Source organism: Acetobacter suratthaniensis (genome assembly GCF_017377745.1).
In the GTDB taxonomy this organism is placed as follows: Bacteria; Pseudomonadota; Alphaproteobacteria; order Acetobacterales; family Acetobacteraceae; genus Acetobacter; species Acetobacter suratthaniensis.
This window is the reverse complement of sequence record NZ_JAFVMG010000001.1, coordinates 633348-652164: the sequence shown is the minus strand read 5'-3', so window position 1 is coordinate 652164 and position 18817 is coordinate 633348. Positions and strand designations below refer to the sequence as shown.

The 18817-nt window shown below is 58.6% G+C and carries 18 protein-coding genes; 11 read left to right on the top strand and 7 right to left on the bottom strand.

Annotated features, from left to right (window positions below):
* The first annotated feature begins 1 nt into the window (after nt 1).
* Nucleotides 2-508 (top strand): SsrA-binding protein SmpB, encoded by a 507-nt coding sequence (gene smpB, locus J2D75_RS03070; RefSeq protein WP_207852548.1) that lies wholly within the window; start codon nt 2-4, stop codon nt 506-508.
* Between the two features lie 22 nt (nt 509-530).
* On the opposite strand, the gene J2D75_RS03065 is transcribed toward smpB, so the two are convergent.
* Nucleotides 531-2678, bottom strand: a complete 2148-nt coding sequence (locus J2D75_RS03065) for a TonB-dependent receptor (protein ID WP_243428401.1) — start codon at nt 2676-2678, stop codon at nt 531-533.
* A gap of 128 nt (nt 2679-2806) precedes the next feature.
* On the opposite strand from J2D75_RS03065, the gene nikR reads away from it, so the two are divergent.
* On the top strand, nt 2807-3250 hold the full coding sequence (gene nikR / locus J2D75_RS03060; RefSeq protein ID WP_207852546.1) for a nickel-responsive transcriptional regulator NikR: 444 nt from the start codon (nt 2807-2809) through the stop codon (nt 3248-3250).
* A 73-nt stretch (nt 3251-3323) separates the two neighbouring features.
* Here the strand turns inward: nikR and J2D75_RS14525 are convergent, their stop codons facing one another.
* On the bottom strand, nt 3324-4007 hold the full coding sequence (locus J2D75_RS14525; protein ID WP_207852544.1) for a cold-shock protein: 684 nt from the start codon (nt 4005-4007) through the stop codon (nt 3324-3326).
* Between the two features lie 392 nt (nt 4008-4399).
* Between J2D75_RS14525 and J2D75_RS03050 the strand changes: the two genes are divergently transcribed.
* The 9 genes from J2D75_RS03050 (at nt 4400) to mltG (ending at nt 13050) form a co-directional block, all read left to right on the top strand.
* Nucleotides 4400-5482 carry a lipid A deacylase LpxR family protein gene (locus J2D75_RS03050; protein ID WP_207852542.1) on the top strand — a complete coding sequence of 361 codons (1083 nt, stop codon included), beginning with the start codon at nt 4400-4402 and terminating at the stop codon, nt 5480-5482.
* 209 nt (nt 5483-5691) lie between these two features.
* Complete coding sequence (locus J2D75_RS03045) at nt 5692-6048, top strand: hypothetical protein (protein WP_207852540.1); 357 nt, start codon at nt 5692-5694, stop codon at nt 6046-6048.
* A 214-nt stretch (nt 6049-6262) separates the two neighbouring features.
* Entirely contained in the window at nt 6263-7012 is a 750-nt protein-coding gene (locus tag J2D75_RS03040; RefSeq protein ID WP_207852539.1) for a glycine betaine ABC transporter substrate-binding protein, read from the top strand.
* A gap of 14 nt (nt 7013-7026) precedes the next feature.
* The gene (locus tag J2D75_RS03035; protein WP_207852537.1) at nt 7027-8280 is read left to right on the top strand and encodes a class I SAM-dependent methyltransferase; all 1254 of its coding nucleotides are present in this window, start codon (nt 7027-7029) and stop codon (nt 8278-8280) included.
* Between the two features lie 142 nt (nt 8281-8422).
* Nucleotides 8423-9367 carry an ACP S-malonyltransferase gene (gene fabD, locus J2D75_RS03030; RefSeq protein ID WP_207852535.1) on the top strand — a complete coding sequence of 315 codons (945 nt, stop codon included), beginning with the start codon at nt 8423-8425 and terminating at the stop codon, nt 9365-9367.
* An 18-nt stretch (nt 9368-9385) separates the two neighbouring features.
* Nucleotides 9386-10129, top strand: a complete 744-nt coding sequence (fabG, locus tag J2D75_RS03025; protein WP_207852533.1) for a 3-oxoacyl-[acyl-carrier-protein] reductase — start codon at nt 9386-9388, stop codon at nt 10127-10129.
* Nucleotides 10130-10421: 292 nt separating this feature from the next.
* Entirely contained in the window at nt 10422-10661 is a 240-nt protein-coding gene (locus J2D75_RS03020; RefSeq protein ID WP_025859646.1) for an acyl carrier protein, read from the top strand.
* Between the two features lie 60 nt (nt 10662-10721).
* Entirely contained in the window at nt 10722-12032 is a 1311-nt protein-coding gene (fabF, locus tag J2D75_RS03015; protein WP_207852531.1) for a beta-ketoacyl-ACP synthase II, read from the top strand.
* Complete coding sequence (gene mltG, locus J2D75_RS03010; RefSeq protein WP_408736723.1) at nt 12022-13050, top strand: endolytic transglycosylase MltG; 1029 nt, start codon at nt 12022-12024, stop codon at nt 13048-13050. Before fabF ends, mltG begins: the two co-directional genes overlap by 11 nt.
* A 37-nt stretch (nt 13051-13087) precedes the next feature.
* Here the strand turns inward: mltG and J2D75_RS03005 are convergent, their stop codons facing one another.
* From J2D75_RS03005 to J2D75_RS02985, 5 genes are all read right to left on the bottom strand, one after another.
* Entirely contained in the window at nt 13088-13930 is an 843-nt protein-coding gene (locus J2D75_RS03005; RefSeq protein ID WP_207852529.1) for a lipid-binding SYLF domain-containing protein, read from the bottom strand.
* 93 nt (nt 13931-14023) lie between these two features.
* Nucleotides 14024-14821: an inositol monophosphatase family protein gene (locus tag J2D75_RS03000; protein ID WP_207852527.1), complete on the bottom strand. Its 798-nt coding sequence runs from the start codon at nt 14819-14821 to the stop codon at nt 14024-14026.
* Between the two features lie 89 nt (nt 14822-14910).
* Nucleotides 14911-15825, bottom strand: coding sequence for an LpxL/LpxP family acyltransferase (locus tag J2D75_RS02995; protein ID WP_207852526.1), 915 nt, complete (start codon nt 15823-15825; stop codon nt 14911-14913).
* On the bottom strand, nt 15806-16816 hold the full coding sequence (gene lpxK / locus J2D75_RS02990; RefSeq protein WP_207852524.1) for a tetraacyldisaccharide 4'-kinase: 1011 nt from the start codon (nt 16814-16816) through the stop codon (nt 15806-15808). The genes J2D75_RS02995 and lpxK overlap by 20 nt, the downstream gene beginning before the upstream one ends.
* Nucleotides 16804-18816: a glycosyltransferase N-terminal domain-containing protein gene (locus J2D75_RS02985; protein WP_207852522.1), complete on the bottom strand. Its 2013-nt coding sequence runs from the start codon at nt 18814-18816 to the stop codon at nt 16804-16806. Before J2D75_RS02985 ends, lpxK begins: the two co-directional genes overlap by 13 nt.
* Between the last annotated feature and the right edge of the window lies 1 nt (nt 18817).

The following is an 18817-nucleotide window of genomic DNA, read 5'->3' as shown; positions in this document are numbered from 1 at the left end:
CATGTCGCAAAAAGCCGGAAAATCCGCCAAAAGTGCGATGATCTCGCATGGTATGGTTGCCCAGAACCGCAAGGCCCGGTTCAACTATGCCATTCAGGAAACCGTAGAGGCCGGGCTTGTCCTCAAAGGCCCGGAAGTCAAAAGCCTGCGCCTTGGCCGCGCCACCATCGGCGAAGCGTTTGCGGGCGAGCGTGATGGAGAGCTATGGCTGTTCAACAGCTATATTCCTGAATATCAGGGCGGGGTGCTCTCACGCTTTGATACCCGCGCCCCGCGCAAGCTCCTGATGCACCGTAAGGAAGTGCGCAAATACATGGGGGCCATAGCCAAACAGGGCGCGACCCTTGTGCCGCTCGACATCCATTTCAATGCGCGCGGTGTCGCCAAGGTCACACTGGGTTTGGGGGTGGGCAAGAAAAGCGTCGATAAACGGCACGCCATAGCCGACCGCGACTGGCAGCGCGATAAGGCCCGGCTGATCCGCAACAAAGGCAAGGGCGATTACTAACCCCTGAAACGGGTTGCTCTGCTTACAGAGTCAGGGTCAGGGCAAAGCGGGCGGAAACCGGCTCAAGCGGGTGAACGGTTGCCCCCGTCACGGGCTTGGCGGTTGGTGTGACACGGTATTCATAGCCGTATTCAATCGCGTTATCATGCGAATTGGTCAGATTGAACAATGAGACCGCCAGCGTCAGATGTTTGCTAAAGCGATAGCCGACATCAAGATTGACTTCCTGATACCCGCTGGAGCGCAGGCTATTGTCTTCCAACAGAGGATAGCTGCCCAGCCAGCGTAGCTGCACACCCCCGAACCACGGCCCCTGATTATCAACCAACACCCCGAACGACCAGATGATGTTCGGCGCGTTTGCGACATAAAGCCCATCAATCCCGTAATAACCCGGATTATTCGTGCGGTAACGCGCATGCGAATAGGCAAGATCGGTATTCAGTTCCAGCCATGGCAGGGGATTATACTGGGCGGAAAACTCTACGCCTTGACGGCGACTTGGTGGCCCGGCCTCGTTTACCCCTTCATCCGGGTCGTAAATCAGCTCCGAATCAAAGTCGATCCGCCAGAAAGAAAGCTGCGTATTAAGGTGGCGTAACGGGGTAGAGCGTATCCCGATTTCCTCTGAAAACGCCTTGGTCATGACCGGGGTTTCTACCGATCCCGCGGTAAAGCGATCCCCAGAGAATGTACCAACCACACCACGCAGGTCGTTGGAATGGAAGCCTCGCCCCGCACTCAGATAAAGCTCAGTCCTGTTCCACGGCCCAAAAATCAGGCTTCCTTTTGGCTGAAACAGTACCTGACCAACATGCCCCGAAGCTCCGGTGATCAGACTGACATCCGATCCCTGATAATACTCCTCGCGTAGCCCCACGACCGTTCGCATCCAGGGGAGCCAATGGGTGGTGTTCTGCACATACCCGGCAACACGCCCCTGCTGTACGGAATCCGCGTTGCAGGCATATTGCCCGCCGCCATAGGGGCTATCCCGGCAGGTAGCCAGAACAACACGCTGTCGGGTGTGACGCCGGTCGATAAAAATCGTGTCGTAACGACCATCAAACCCAACAATAGTCTGGCTTGGAATATGATCGAACAGCGTATCCTGCCGGGTATAACTGAGCGTGCCACCAACCTTGGTACGCGTTTCGTCCTGCTGAAACTGGTCTCCATTGACCTGATCCACCAGATAATGTGTAAAATCGTTCCATAATGTCAGGCGATCATGCGTGGCATAAAAGCTAGCCTGCCATTTTTGGCGCTCATTCCCATGCCGGTAATGACCCGACAGGCTATAGCGCTCCGAAAATCCGCCATCGGTCGGGTTAAGTGAGCCAAAACGATCAATCAATCCGGTTTGAATGGCTTCTAGCGGCTGATCATTGGTCGCCCGCCATTGCCCACGATAATACATACCCGTGAGATCAAAGCCGTTCGTAGCCGTTCCATGCAGATAACGGGCCATGGATTTGATTGCTCGAAAATTGTCAGGGTAACGCCACGGACCATCGGCATGATCCGTTTCAAAAGCTCCCAGCAACCTGTCCCCATTCTGAAAATGGGCGGTGCCACCCGCCACCAGTCGTTCATTCCCCAAGGTATCGCCGCTGCCACTGATCATGGTGGGCAGATCGCGCACCAGCCGGATGCGATCAGACCCCGCCACTCCAAAATCCCCGGTCGCTGCGTTAAATGGGCCCTTGGTATAGTCGATGGCCCCCATCATTTCAGGAATGAGAAAATTTAGATCCGTATAGCCTTGCCCATGCGCGTGCGTCACTTCGTTCACCGGCATGTCATCAACAAACGTGGCCAGATCAGTACCATGATCAAGATTGAAACCACGCATAAGAAACTGATTGGCTTTGCCTTCTCCCGAATGAACGGTCACGACAAGACCGGGCACGGATTCCAGCAGTTCCCCCACCCGGTAGGCAGGGCGGAGCCTGAGTTCATTCTGGGTAATCGTTCCCTGACCAGCGGAAATAGCTCTGCCGAGCAGATCAAGACGTGAGGCGGTAACGGTTACGGTCTCATCCACACGGTCTGCTTCGGTCTGTTTTTGCCCGGTTTGTGAGGGAGAATGCCCTTGGGCTGCCAGAACGGATGATGCCATAAGAATCTGGACAAGGCCCACGGCCAGAACAGGACGTACACACCCCATGAAAAGACCAGCCCCCATAGCGGAGCACAAACAATGCACCCGCACGCCATATTCAACGCGAATCATACTTATTTATAAATAGTTCATACTCCCTGTAACAGCAACCTTGCTCGAAAAGGCCACTCCCCATGGAACGGATTACCATTACGATTGATGAAGACCTGCTCGCCACAGTGGATGGGGTTATGAACCGGCGAGGCTACACAAGCCGCTCGGAGGCTATTCGCGATCTGATTCGCGATGCGGCCTCACGCGAAGACATCCTGTCGCAGTCGGGAGAGTGCGTGGCTGTGCTGGATTATGTTTATGATCATGAAACACGCGCTCTGGCACAGCGGTTGACCCATGAACTGCACACCCACCACGACCTTTCAGTCGCAACCATGCATGTGCATCTTGACCATGAACGCTGTCTGGAAACAGCGATTTTGCGCGGCCCAGCACCCGCTCTGCAAAAACTGTCCGATACCGTCAGCACCCAGAGAGGCGTATCCCACGCCAGCCTGCATATTATTCCCGTAGAAAAAGCCCATACGCATGCCCATGCACCAGAACATTCCACCGAGTCATGACCCTGCCGTACAGGCATAAAAAAAAGCCCCGACCTAAGTCGGGGCTTTTTCCTGATAACCGCGAAGGGCTAAATCAGTCGCCGGAAACTTCAGCAGCTTCCGGGCCTTTCTGACCCTGAACAACCTTCACGTTCACGCCCTGACCTTCGTTCAGAGCGCTCAGGCCCGAACGCTCCAGAGCGGAAGCGTGAATGAAGATGTCCTTGCCACCGCCTTCGGGGGTGATGAAGCCAAAGCCCTTGACCGCGTTGTACCACTTGACAGTGCCACGCGTTTCTTCAGCCGAAGACAGGTCAGGAGCCGGACGGGCTGCGGGGCGCGCACCAAAGCCAGGGCGAGCCGCACGGGGGCGTTCCGGCTGGGCAGTGCTTTCATCAACGGAGATGACTTCCGCAACCTGGCGGCCCTTGGGGCCCTGACCAACGCGGACAACCAGCGTCGCGCCGGGGTTGACACCCTGAACGCCAGCCTGTGAAAGCGCGTTAGCGTGCAGGAACACGTCACCAGAGCCGTCAGCCAGTTCAACGAAACCGAAACCCTTTTCGCTGTTGAACCACTTTACGGTAGCGCCAACTTCCGGTCCGGAAGCGACAACCTGCGGCCCGCCAGCACCACCACCGGTACGGCGCGGGGCAAACCCACCGCGATCACCACCAAAGGACGGGCGCTCACCGAAAGACGGCATGGACATGTAATCGTCGTCAAATCCGCCGCGGCGAGGAGAACGGGGGCTGCGGTCGGTCCTGTTACTTTTCAAGGGTCTAGATCCTGGCGTGCGGAGAAACAGAGTTCTCGCGAAATTGAAAAACGAGCAGGTTACCGGAACGGGTTGACAGGTTCGGCCAACATACGCCAAAAACCCCGCCAGCCGCTCCTGAAAGCTGCAACATGCCCTCTGCGTCCGTAGCACAGCCATCAGCGGGCCGCTACAGGAAAGCATAAAATCGCCTCCGGCTTCACTCAACTTTTCCAATGCTCACATTTTTGTGATGCAGGGCGCCGTGCGTCTTTTCCCAGCCAATCGTTCCTGAAACGGCAGATGCCCACAGCATCCGTCAGGAAAAGGCTTCCTTCGCGTATCGCACTCCCCTAAAGAAACTGACATCCAAGGCTGTCCTCAATACCAGAAAAGATCAGGAGAAACGCCGCATGCCTGCCAGAATCAAGACCTCGCCCCGCGTGACGCACATGGCTGCGGCCTGCCTCTCTCTGGTGTGCGGCACGGCTGCCACGTCTTTTCTGCCCGGCATGGCTTCATCCGCCAGCGCCGCACCCGCACAGGATAAACGCGGCACATGGACGCTTCAGGGCGAAAACGATGCCATCAGCACGCTCAAGGGCACGTCAGACCAGTACTATACTAGTGGCCTGCGCTTTAACTGGACATCCGGCACCGACACGCTGCCCGCGCCTATTGCCGCTATTAACAAGGCAATCTGGGGGGAAGGGGTTCAGCGAATCAGTATCGGCGTGCAGCAGATGATCTTCACCCCACGCGATACACAGATCAGCAGCCCGTGGGCCGCCGGGCAGCCCCATAACAGCCTCCTGCGCGACCGCCCTTACAGCAGCCTGCTGCTGGGTACGATCAACCTGATTAACGATACCGACCGCAGCCGCAGCGTTTTTGGCGTTCAGTTCGGTGTCATGGGGCCTGCGGCTCAGGGGCGCCAGTTGCAGAACGGTTTTCATGGCCTTATTGGCGACACCCCGAATCAGGGCTGGTCGCACCAGTTGCAGAACCAGATCATCTTTCAGGTTCAGGGGGGGCGCACATGGCGCCTGCCGCTGCTGCAGGTGGGGGGTATTGAACTCGATACTCTACCCTCGGCATCGGCTGCGATCGGCGATTACCAGATCTATGGCCGACTGGGAGATATTTTCCGCATAGGGCAGGGGCTTGATAGCGATTTCGGCACCCCCACCATCCAGTCCTCCGTAACGGATGGCGGCGATGCCTATAAATCCCGCCGCCCCGTATCATGGTATCTGTTCGGCGGCGTGTCGGGGCAGGCCGTTGCCTACGATGCCTCTCTTCAGGGCAACACGATGCGCTCGAACTCCCTGCACGTAGATAAAAACTGGGATGTAGGCGAGATCCATGCTGGCGCGGCCGTTCTGTTCCGTGGCCTGCGCATTTCGTTCAGCCAGACATGGCAGACTCAGCAGTTTGATGGCGCAAAAAGTGGGCTGTTTAACTACGGCTCACTAATGGTTTCGACTAAGTTCTGATTTTTGTGCACAAAAAATGTTCATTTGCTTAAAATGAAACCAAAAATTTAGCATTTCACAGCCCCCTTTGTGGTTTTTGCGTCACGGCCCTACCAACCTGCCTATCAGAAAGGCGTTGGCGCGTTCTTTGAAGTGGCATGGCGCAAAACCCACCTCTAAGCTCAGAATCATCGAGAGATTGACCTGATCTTCTGGGGGAATGAAAAGCCATGCCACACAGCTCTGAAGCGCCACGCACCTGTCAGATCATTCCATTCCAGATGGAAATCCTCTCCCGGCACACGGATTATCTGTCCCGCTGGCTTGATGCCAGCATGCCAATGGGCATCTGCAATGCCGATATTTTCACCACTGAAGAAAAACAGGCTGGCACGTCTTCCGCCTATGTCGTGATCTGGGTGCGTGAAACGGCAGACCCCGCCTACAAGCTTTACTCACGCGGCAATCGCTGGATTGTCATGGATGCGGTTCGGGATAACACGCTGGGCAGCTTCGCCTCCTTTGCGGACGCCCTGAACATGATCCGCCCCGTTCTGCCCCGCGAAAAAGGCATCGTAGCCGCCTGATCGTCTCTCCCCCGGACGCGCGACTGCTTTGCGCCGCCCTTTCCCTGACCGGGGGAAGGGCGTTTTTTGTTTTTGCCCACCCCATGCGCTCCAGCAAGGAATGCAGGTATTTTCAATTCGGGGATTGCCTGTAGCGGCTTCTCCTGCTGCAACAGCAGCGCAGCCTGCTCCATCGACAGGGATCAGGTTCAAAACAGATACAAAGGAACCTGTGATGACCACCTTGACGCTCGCCTATCCCGAATCCACCGTGCATGAGGCGACCGCGGCGGCCATCATCCGTGTACTCGAAGCAAACGATGTCGAACCCGAAATCGTAACCGGGCCGAAATCCGTGCTGGCCACAATGCTGAAAAATCAGGAAATCGACCTGTATGTGTCCGCATGGCTGCCTGATGAAGATGCTGCCCTGCTGACACCGGGCATTACGCCGCTGGGTACGCTCTTTCACCCTGAAGTCTGCTGCTGCATTCCCGGCGAAAACGCTGCCTATACGTCCTTGGCTGATATTGCGCAGGCCGGGCCGGAACTCTCACGCACGATCATCACCCCCACATCGCTACTCGCGCATATGGAAAAGGTTATGGAGGTTTACGGCCTGACCGCCGCCGGTTTCACGCTGGCCCCCAGCCCGGATGCCGAGGCTATTGCAGCCCTGAACGCAATACTGACACGGGGCGAACTCGCACTCATGCCCCTGTGCCAGCCGTGCTTCCTGTTCCATCAGGGTGGCTTTCGCATCCTCACAGACCCCAGCAAGGCTCTGGGCCGCGAACAGACCGCCCGGCTACTACTACGCCCCGGCCTGCGCGATGAGCTGGAGCAGGATCTGGTGGACGAACTCGATGAGCTGCTGCTGAGCGTCAAAATCATCAGTGCCATGGATTACGCCATGCATGTTGAAGGCATGAGTGCGGATGAAGCCGCCGAAGCCTGGCAGCGCGGCAGACTGCTCCCGCGCTGAGAGGGGGCTATACCATGACCGCGCCTGATGACCTTCTGGATTTCAGCCTGACAGCCCAGTACGAATCCTATCCCTACCCTGAGCGCTCGGCAAAAGATGAACACAAACGGCTGCTGATCGGCAGTCCCAGTCATCTGCGCGAAATCGACTACTGGGTATTCGGGGCCAGACGCCCCGCCAGTAAGCCCCTGCGCGCTCTGGTGGCCGGTTGTGGCACAGGTGATGGCGCTATCATGCTGGCCACCCACCTGTCCCGCGCACAGCGCCCCGCAGAGGTGATCTGCCTCGACCGCTCGAAAGCCGCACTGGCCATCGCTCAGGCGCGGGCAGACGTACGCCAGCTAACCAACATCCGTTTTATTGAAGGGTCGTTGCTCGATCTGGAGGCGCTTGACCTCGGTTTGTTCGATTATATCGACTGCTGTGGCGTTCTCCATCATCTGCCCGACCCCGATGCGTCTCTGGCCGCCCTTGAGGCCATGCTGGCGCCGGGCGGTGGTATGGGGCTGATGGTCTATGCACCCTATGGCCGCACGGGCGTTTACATGGTGCAGGATGCCCTGGGCAGTCTCGCTCCCATAACCGATGCCCCGGAAGCCCGGCTGGACATGGCCCGCCGCATCATGCGGACTTTGCCTGCCACCGCATGGTTGCGCCAGAATGGAAACTTTGGCGATCATCTTTCTGGTGGGGATGCCGGGTTGTACGATCTGCTCCTTAACCCGCGCGATCGCTCTTACACCATCACCGCGTTTGTGGCGCTGCTCAACCGGGCGGGGCTGGAACCGACATGCCTTATGGAGCCTGCCCGGTATAATCCGGCCCTATTCCTGCCCGATCCGAAACTCCGCGCTAAACTGGCTGAACTGCCTCCACTGGAGCAGGCCGCCATTGCCGAAGAATTGACCGGCAATATGGCAACCCATGTTGCCTATGTTGTGCGCAGGGGAGCCGCCCCCATACGCCCGGATCCGCTTGATTACGACAGTATTCCCATCATGCGCGAAATCCCCGGTGTGGAACTGGCCAAACAGATGCGGCCCGACAATACGCTCCCCTTTGCCTTCGGCACGTTGCTGGTGCCCATTGCGCTGCCGCCTCAGATACGCGGTATCCTGCCGCTGATTGATGGAGAGCGCACGGTGGGCGATCTGGCCCGTGCCCTCGAGACACGGGGGGTAGGAGAGGAGAAATTCCGACAGGTCTGGCACGAGAGCTTTACCATCCTTGAAAGCCTGAATCGGGTTCTGCTCCGCTCCCCCACCTGACCTATGGCGCCAGATGCACGCATATTGTGCCACACGGGCACAGGCCGTATCGTGCGTCACCTCAAAGCGCCGGAGCCGCTGACCGTTCCTTGACGGGCAAGCCTTCGGCGCTTCATCCGCTCAAAGAACACAGTGAGACAGCATGGCCGTTTACGCATTTGTTTTCCCCGGACAGGGTAGCCAGTCCGTTGGCATGGGGCAGGATCTGGCTCAGGCCTTTTCCTCCGCCCGTACCGTTTTTGAAGAGGTGGATGATGCTCTGGGCGAAAACCTGTCGAAAATTATTTTTGAAGGCCCGGCAGACAACCTCACCAGCACGGAAAACACACAGCCCGCGCTGATGGCCGTTTCCATGGCCGTGCTGCGCGTTCTGGAAACTGAAGGCGGGCTTGATCTGGCTTCAACCGCAACGCTGCTGGCCGGACATTCTCTGGGCGAATACGCAGCCCTTGCCGCCGCCCGGTCTTTGGGGGTTGCCCAGACAGCCAAACTGCTGCGCCTGCGCGGACAGGCTATGCAGAAAGCTGTCCCCGCCGGAGAAGGCGGCATGGCCGCCCTGATCGGGGCCACGCTGGAACAGGCGGAAGACATCGCCACACAGGCCAGCCAGACCGCATTGGTGGAAATCGCCAACGATAACGGCGGCGGACAGATCGTGCTATCTGGCCGTATGGCTGGCATTGATGCAGCTATTGCACTGGCCAAGGAGCTGAAGATCAAACGCGCGGTCAAGCTGCCCGTTTCAGCGCCCTTCCATTCCTCGCTAATGAAGCCGGCCGAGATCATCATGGCCGAAGCTCTGGAGCAGGCAACCATTGCGGCCCCTATCGTGCCGGTTATCGCCAACGTCACCGCCCTGCGCGAAACCGACGCGGATACGATTCGTAAAAACCTCGTCCAGCAGGTTACCGGTCGCGTGCGGTGGGAAGAAAGCGTTCGCGCCATGGTGGCAATGGGCGTGGACAGCTTTGTTGAAATCGGCGCGGGCAAGGTGCTCTCCGGCCTGATTCGTCGGATTGCCCCAGATGTCACGACAACATCTGTTGGCACGCCCGATGATATCGAATCCTTTCTCAAATCATTGTAAAAAAACGGATTGAAAAACATGTTCAGACTGGATGGCAAAACGGCGCTGGTCACCGGTGCATCAGGCGGGATCGGCAGCGCCATTGCGGGCATCCTGCACGCTCAGGGCGCGCGTGTGGTTCTGTCCGGCACGCGGGAGTCCGTCATTCAGCAGCAGGCTGACAAGCTGGGTAAGGGCAGGGCGTTTGTCGCCGCCGCCAACCTGAGCGATGCAGGCGCTGCCGATGCACTGGTTGCACGGGCCGAGGAAGTCGCAGGCGCACCGCTGGATATTCTGGTCAACAATGCGGGCCTGACGCGCGATACGCTGGCTCTACGCATGAAGGATGAGGACTGGAATCAGGTTCTGGACGTTGATCTGGCAGCCCCCTTCCGCCTGTGCCGCGCCACGCTCAAGGGCATGCTGCGCCGCCGTGCGGGCCGCATTGTCAACATTGCCTCCATCATTGCCGCGACAGGCAATGCCGGGCAGGCCAACTATGCAGCAGCCAAAGCAGGCATGATCGGCATGAGCAAGTCACTGGCGCAGGAAGTCGGGTCGCGCGGCATAACGGTCAACGTGGTGGCGCCCGGCTTTATCGTCACCCCCATGACGGACGCCCTGCCGGATGCGCAGCGCGAAAAACTTCTGGGCTCCATTCCGCTCGGGCGTCTGGGACTGCCGTCTGATGTGGCCTCGGCTGTGCTCTATCTGGCCTCGGATGAAGCCTCATGGATCACGGGCAGTACCTTGCATGTCAACGGCGGGATGGCCATGATCTGACACAGTCTGAAGACAATGCACGCCCCAGATGCGAGAGGGCGTGCAAAAATCTTTCAGATGTGGCAGACAGACAGCGCAAATAGCGCTACGTCAGGCAGGAGAGAAAGCAATCCATCCGGTTTGCCTTGGCGTAACATGGAAAAACGTGCTAAGCGCCCGCAACTCCCGCTGCTAAGGCAGAAAGATGGCCGAGATCATTGGCCCTTTCCGCCATGCACGGAAGATTGAGGGCTAACCAAGCACCTGAACAACCTTGCCGCTCTGCGGTCAGGCATATGGGATAGAAAGACAGATGAGCGAAATCGCTGATAAGGTTAAGAAAATCGTGGTCGAGCATCTCGGCGTCGAGGAAAGCAAGGTCACTCCTGAAGCATCGTTCATCGATGATCTGGGTGCGGACAGCCTCGATACCGTCGAGCTGGTGATGGCGTTTGAAGAAGCCTTCAATGTCGAAATCCCCGAAGACGCCGCTGAAAAGATCACCACTGTCAAAGACGCCATCGATTACATCGAAAAGCAGAAAGTGGCCTGATTCGGCCTTATCTGCAGTCAAGTTGGAATATGGCCCCCTGATTGTCAGGGGGTCATGGACGTGTCGAACAGGGAGCGGGCTGGTTTGTTGCTGTCGGCCGGAGTGAATTCGGAGCGGAGACGCGTTGTCGTCACCGGCATGGGCATCGTCGGGCCGCTCGGCCTCGGTGTCGAAAATGTATGGTCGCGCCTTACGGCGGGAGAAAGCGGGATCGGACGGATCACGCAATTCGACCCCAGTGATCTGCCAGCGCAGATTGCAGGCGAGGTGCCTAAAGGCCCAACCAGCGAGGGCAAACTCACCCTCGAGGAATGGGTGCCTGTCAAAGACCAGCGCAAGATGGATCGCTTTATCCATATGGGCTTGGTTGCTGCGACCGAGGCTGTAGAAGATTCAGGCTGGAAACCCCAGTCAGAGGAAGACAAATGCCGCACCGGTGTCATGATCGGTTCGGGTATTGGCGGTCTGCAGACTATCTATGATGCGTCCATTACCGTGCATGAGGGCAGGGCGCGGCGTCTTTCGCCGTTCTTTATCCCGTCTGCCCTGATCAACTTGGTGTCCGGCCATGTTTCGATCAAATACGGTTTTCAGGGGCCCAACCACTCAGTGGTTACGGCCTGCGCCACAGGCGTTCATGCCATTGGCGATGCCGCACGCCTGATCATGTTCGGTGATGCCGATGTCATGGTCGCAGGGGGTGCGGAAGCAACCGTATGCCCACTGGGGATTGCAGGCTTCTGCTCGGCGCGTGCCCTATCGACCGGGTTTAACGAAACACCTCAGGCCGCCTCACGCCCGTGGGACAAAGACCGTGATGGTTTTGTCATGGGTGAAGGTTCCGGGGTGGTCGTTCTGGAAGAATACGAGCACGCCAAAGCCCGTGGCGCCAAAATTTATGGCGAAATCATCGGCTACGGCATGTCCGGCGACGCTTACCATATTACCGCTCCGGCTGAAGGCCATTATGGTGCTTACCGCGCCATGCGTGCCGCTCTGCAGAGCGCAGGCCTGACTACGGCTGATATCCAGTACGTCAACGCGCATGGCACATCCACCATGGCCGATGATATGGAACTGGAAGCCGTAGAGCGCCTGTTTGGTGATGATGCTCGCAAGCTGGCCATGTCTTCAACCAAGTCGGCAACCGGCCATCTGCTGGGGGCTGCTGGTGCGGTGGAGGCTATTTTCTCCATTCTGGCTATCCGCGACAATGTAGCTCCGCCGACACTGAACCTCGACGATCCGTCACGCGAGAGCGTGATTGACCGGGTGGCACACACGGCTCAGCAGCGTCCGATTAATGTCGCTCTGTCCAATAGCTTCGGTTTTGGCGGTACCAATGCCAGCCTGATCGTGCGTGGCGTTTAAGCGCACGAAAAAACCAAAGACATCCGCCCCGCGTAAAAGGAAGATATTCCTTTTGCGCGGGGCGCTTCTGTTTGGAGCTACGACATTCCTCTGCGCCGGGGGTGTTATAGGGGTGGGCTGGCATGACTACACCCGCCCCGGTCCTTTACCCACAGGGCAGGATATTGTCGTACCCCATGGTGGTTATGGCTCCACCGCCTCTGTCTTACAAAACAATGGAGTTCTTCAGAACGATTGGTGGCATGGTGTCCTGTTCCATGTCGCGGTTGTTCTGACACGCCATAACGGGCAGTTGCACGCGGCGGAACTGCATTTTCCCACTGGCGTTTCCCTACAGGAGACATTGTGGATTTTGCGGCATGCCAAGCCCGTCCTGCACCGCCTGACCATTCCCGAAGGGCTGACCGCCAGCCAGATCAGGAGCCTGATTACCAACGCACCGTTCCTGACAGGCGAGACCCCCACTTTGCCAGAAGGCAGCGTTCTGCCTCAGACATATAGCTATCTGCGCGATAGCTCGCGCCAAGCTCTTGTCGAGCAGATGGCACTACGCCTGCGCACTGTCCTGCAAAACATCTGGCAGGGACGCGCTCCTGACGAGACAGATATTCACACGCCTGAAGAACTACTGGTTCTGGCATCGCTGGTAGAAAAGGAAACCGGGGTTGCTGATGAGCGCCCCCTGATCGCACGTGTGTTCCTCAACAGGTTGGCAGCGGGCATGAAGCTCCAGACAGACCCAACAGTGATCTACGCTGTAACGCATGGTAACCCGCCCCTTGGGCGTCCGTTAACGCACACCGATCTTCAGACACCCAGCCCCTACAACACGTATCAGAACACTGGCCTGCCACCCGGCCCCATTTGCGCACCGGGCACGCAGGCTCTGGAAGCTGCGGCCCACCCCGCCCAGTCGGACGCCCTATATTTTGTGGCGAATGGCACAGGTGGGCATAATTTTGCCAAGACCCTGTCCGAGCACAACCAGAATGTTGCGCAGTTCAGGAAGAAGCACTGACCGACAGTCAGCACTTCCACCGTATCAAATAGCGTGCTTACCGACGGCTTGAACTGGTTGGCCCGAGGCTTTCCTGACGGATACCACCACCGGCTGAACCGGGTTCAACAGCATCATCAAAGCTATCATTGGCCGCAGCGCTATGGCTGCTGCCCGCTGCTGGTGTGGTCGTGGAGGCCGCTGCTGTGGAATAGCGCATCAAAATCCGGCGCAGAGGGTCTGCACCCGGATTATTGACCCGCATGCTCACCACAATTTCTTCCGGCCCGACCGTCTGGCCATAATACTCGCGGTTTACATCGCTATTAACCGTAAGCTTGCTCCCACCGAGCGATGCGCCAGCAAAAACCCCCTGCGAACGCTGGGCAACGAGAATATCCGTATTACTGGCACCGGCATTCGCGCTGGCTACAGCTGTGCTCATATTAGCAAACGAAGCACCGGCGTTTGTACCGAGCTGCAACTGGCTGTCGAGCAATGCCTGCAACCCTCTGTCCGTCATGATAAAGAACAGTATCTGCGAGCTTTGAACGCCGAACTGAATCCCCATCGAGGCCGCACTGAGCTTGTAAAACGCCGGGTCTGACCAAGAGCCACGCGCATCACGTGCCAGCAGAACACAGCTGCCATGTGCGCCGCCAAACCCAATGGAAACCCTGAACATGGCCGGGCAAACCATGACGGCACGGGCCTTGCTCAGATTACCACTCAGCACGGCACGCTGGCTGCTATTGCCGAAAATGTCCTCAACACTCAGGGCCGCACGATCGACCGTCGCCTGTGGTGTATCCGATGCACGAGCCTGCTGCTGCGTTCCGGCAACCAGTGTTGTCGCACCCGCAAGCGCAAACACGACGGACAAACGGGTAAACTGTTTCATGACCGTTTTTCTCCATGGTAACCGGCATTTTTTATTGCATCAGAAGAGAGCATGGTTTTATGGCGGCAGAAAGGCCTTGCCGCGTTTTTCCTTCTATTCCAGCGCAATACCCACGGCGTCCGACAGGGTTTGGGCAATATGGGGGTTGGCCGCCATGATAACCGCGCCCCCTGTAAGCCCGCCATCACGCAGGAAAGGTGAAACCCGTGCTCCCGCTTCAGCCAGCAAGGGCAGGGCACCGGCCACATCCCACAGGTTGATGACAATCTCGATATAGCCATCCAGCCGGCCACTTGCCACATCGGCCAGCGCCAGAGCGCCACAGCCTCCCGAACGAGGCATGGCGCCAAGTCCCATAATGGCGTCGATCTTTTCCATAAATACCGGTTTGGGTACGCGGCCACTCCACCCCATTTCGATCATGGCACGAGACGGCTCCGCCACGCGCGAAGCCTGAATGGGCTTGCCATTCAAAAATGCACCATGTCCACGCAGCGATGTATAAACCTCCTGCAACGCAGGGGCTTCGATCACGCCTGCCACAGGTTCATCACCATCCAGCAGACCGAGAGAAACACACCACCGGCTTCGGCCCCGCGCGTAATTGGAAGTCCCGTCAATCGGATCCACAACCCAGCGTAGGCTGCCTGTCCGGGTGACACCGCCTTCCTCACCTTCAAAACCATCATCGGGGAAAAGCGCTTTCATCCGACCGGCGATAAACGCCTCAACCGCGCCATCTGTTTCTGTCAGCCAGTCCTGTGCGGCTTTGAGTTCACCCTGCGGGCCACCCGGCTGCGGCCGCATGGCCATGGCCATGCGTGCGGCATCGCGCACGACGGATCTCGCGGCTTCCAGTCGGCAGGCTAGGGCGGGGCTGGGGGCTGTCATGATATGTCATCTCCTGCTTTTCTTGGTTCGGGCCGGGGCACGATAGCGGGAAACCTGTATTATAAAAGCCCTTGCGGAAGGAATGTCCGTCAGTCCCGATAGCAGGATTTAGGCCACCGTCTGTGCAGCCACAGCCAGCTCTGCGGTCTTTGACGTATCCAGCTTTCAAGCCGGTCATTAATCATTTGTGTCAGCAGGCGGGTATCTTCCTGCCTGTCTCCCGTATCCGGCAAGGACAGAGGGGCTTCCACCACAACCCGCAGACGGGCAGGACCAAGGCGCACCACATAGCCCGGAATAACCGGGCAGCGATACCGCAGGGCCATGGCGGCAAGGGCAGGGGCGGTCATGGCAGGCTGGCCGAAAAACGTGACTTCAAGGCCATCGTTCATTTTCTGATCCACCAGCATCCCCAGCCGTCCACCCCGCGCCACATAGGCCAGAGCTTCACGGGCACCTTTCGCCCCCTTGGCGAAAAGCGGCACGGGCGTATCCCCCATAGCCCTGTCACGCAGGGTGCGGATGAGCGTATCAACCCGCGTATTCGCCGCGGCCCGGTAGAATGATGCAAACGGCACCCCATGCCGGGCTACGGCTGGTGGCAGCATTTCCCAGTTGCCAATATGCCCTGAGACCAGCAGCACTGGCCCGCCACGCTCGGCCTGCTCGTGCAGATACTCCGCACCCTGCACCTCAAAACCCGGGCCTGAGGGCGTGTTTTCACGCAAGTGCGCAATATGGGGCAGTTCTCCTACCGTGCGTCCGAGATTTTCCCACACCCCACGTACGATAGCCTGTCGCTCACCTCGGGTCAGTTCTGGCATAGCCAGTTCAAGGTTACGTTCCGCCACGCGCGAAACAGGCAGCCAAGGCCCGAGGCAACGCGCCAGTTCCCCCGCGAAGGTTGACGCTGTCTGCGGTTTCATCGCCCCCAGAAACGCCAGCAGGCCTTGTGCGGTGCTGGCTTCAAGCCACTGTCCTGCCTTACGAAACCACGCTGCCATGCTGCCCCCCTTCAAGCAGTCGATCCAGTATCCATTCTGGCATAGCCTCATCCTGCCAGATCAGATCCACCCCGACACACGAAACCCGCGACAGAAATTCGGGAGGCAGACGCACATGATCTTTAGGCGTTGTCACCAAAAGCGCCCCATACGCACGCGCCTCATCTTCCAACCGGGCAAGATCACGCGCACGATAGGGATGGTGGTCTGGAAAAGCGCGCTGGCCTGCCAATGTCACCCCGGCGGCACGCAGCGTATCAAAAAATTTCTCTGGCCGCCCCAGCCCGGCAAAGGCAAAGCACGGCCTATCCAGCAATGCCGCAACACCGGCTGACTGCGCGAAGAAAGCCTGAATAACCGGCAGCCCACTTTCGCGCAGCGTTGGCAGCAGGCCGGTGCTATCCTCCCCGGTTACCAAAACTGCTGTGCTGCGGGCCAAAGCGTCCGCCAGAGGTTCGCGCAATGGCCCGGCTGGCAGAACATGCCCATTACCAATCCCGGCTCCTCCATCAACCACGAGCACTGACACCATTTTATGTAAACCGGGGTTCTGAAATCCATCATCCATCAACAGGCAGTCTGCCCCGGCCTCTATGGCCCGTCGCGCACTGAGAATACGATCCCCCCCAACCCAGACAGGGCATACTCCCGCCAGCAATAAGGGTTCATCCCCTACATCGGCGGCTTTATGCCGTGTCAGATCAACTCGCGTGCCCTCTGGCACATGCCCGCCATAACCCCGCGCAAGAATATGCGGTGTTCTGCCGCGTCGGATCAGCCTTTGCGCCAGATCCATCACCACGGGTGTCTTGCCCGTGCCCCCCACGGTAACATTGCCGCAGCACAGGACGGGCACAGCTGCACGCCAACCCGGTCTGGTCTGCCGTTGCCGGGCGATGCGGATTACCAGCTTTTCAACCGGCCACAGTAAAGCCGGTAACAGATGCGCCGCTGAGTTCCGCCAAAAAGCCGGAGGCTTTAGCATGACCATGCCAGCGCCAGCACCCGCTCTGCCAGACGCTCCACCAAAGACTGATCGGCCAGCGCAATCTCTCGCGCAGCATGTCCCAGTTGTTCACTCAAGGCTGGACTGCTCAGAATACGCCTTACCCAATCTTCCAGCGCCTGTGTGTCGGGCACAATCGCCACAGAATCACCAAAGCGCTGGTAAGCCTCGGTAAAATTATCCGTCAGCGGGCCACTGGCCACCACACAGCCGAGCCGGGCTGGTTCATACGGGTTATGTCCACCCCCTTTGCAACCCGGCAGGCTATTCCCCATAAACACACAGGATGCCAGACGGAAAAACAGCCCCAACTCACCCAGCGTATCCGCCACCCAGAATGAATCCTGTTTTTGCGGGAGTTGCCCAAGCTGACGGCGCGGAGCACCTCCGGCCAAAGCGGCCACTTCGGCTCCGCGCTCCGGGTGCCGCGGTACAATAATGGTCAGCAGTTCCGGTATATCCCGTGACAGACTACGGGCGACGTCGATCAGTGCCTGTTCTTCTCCCATATGGGTAGAGGCCACCAGCCAGATCGGGCGCCCTCCTAGAAAAGCACGAAGGCTGGCAAAGGCTGCCTCATCGAACGGCAAGGGAGCAGCCGCCCGTTTGAGATCACCTGCGGGTAGCAGCGCCGTTGCCCCCAGCTCGGATAGGCGTTGGGCATCCTCCGGGCTTCTGGGGCAAATCCAGGCAAACCGCTCAAGCATGGCTCGGGCAATCCCCGGCACACGCCGCCAATGCCTGAAGCTGCGATCAGACATGCGGCCATTAACCAGAGCTACGGCAATATTGCGTGCATGGCATAGCCCGATCATGGTGGGCCAGAGTTCGCTCTCGGTAAAAACTACAGCCTGAGGCTGCCACTGGCGCAGGAAACGACGCCCCCAAAGCGGCACGTCAAGCGGCATGAACTGATGAATAACCCGTGCGTCCGTCAGTCTTTGTTCCACCATCCGCGCGGCCGTCACTGTAGCGGTCGTCAGCAGCACATGCAGGTCAGCCCGCAGGGCCAGACATTTCTGAACAAGAGGCAAAACAGAGATAACTTCGCCCACGCTAGCGGCATGGAACCATATCAGCGCACCCTCAGGTCGGGCGCAGGAGGCATAGCCCATTTTCTCACGCACACGCCCCGACAGTTCCTTGCCGCGCGCCAGCCGCCAGCGCAGGAACAAGGGCAGGAGCGGGGTCAGCACCACGCCTATGGCTGACCAAAGCCGTGAGGGAGAAAGATTTAAGGGCGCCAGCGTCTGCGGCCCGTCCTCACGCCCCAAAGACGTCCCCCTATGAGACCGCGCACACGCCATGGCCTGATTCAATGCCTGCTCAAGCACAAGAGCATGGTCTGATTCTGCCGGCTGGTCTTCCAGAAACAGCGGATCCCCACAGGCCAGCACACCCCGGCCAAACGGCAGGGGCAGGGCCATGCGATCCCATGTTTTGAGTGATATGCTACGGCAGGCTGCGCCGACCGGCACCACAGGGGCACCTGCCAGACGCGCGAGCGCCAAAGCGCCTTGCTGGACTTTACGCCTTGGCCCCCTAGGGCCATCGGGGGTTATGGCAACAAGACAGCCATGCCGCAGGCTGCGCCGCATCTGGCGCAGCGCATTGGCTCCCCCCTTATTCTTGCCACGTGTATCGCTTGAGCCCGCAATCGACCAGATTCGCCAAGGCGCAACCACATCGGCAATCAGGCGGCCATCCTGATTCCGGCTGATCAATACCCTAAGCCTGAGAGCCGGGTTATGTGGCTCGGCCCACCACCAGAGGGCGGGCGAAAGCGGCAACATTTCGTGCCAGAACGCCACAACCGCCACGCGGCCATCACGCCCGGTCAACCAGTCCTGTGACTGGGGAGACAGTCGGATAGTCCAGCGAGTGGTTCGCAGAGCAAAGCCCAGATAGCCGCGCAGCCCTGCCACCAAAACGGTGCGCAGGGCTGAACGAACAGAACCAGACAGGACACGAACCCGCCCGATCATG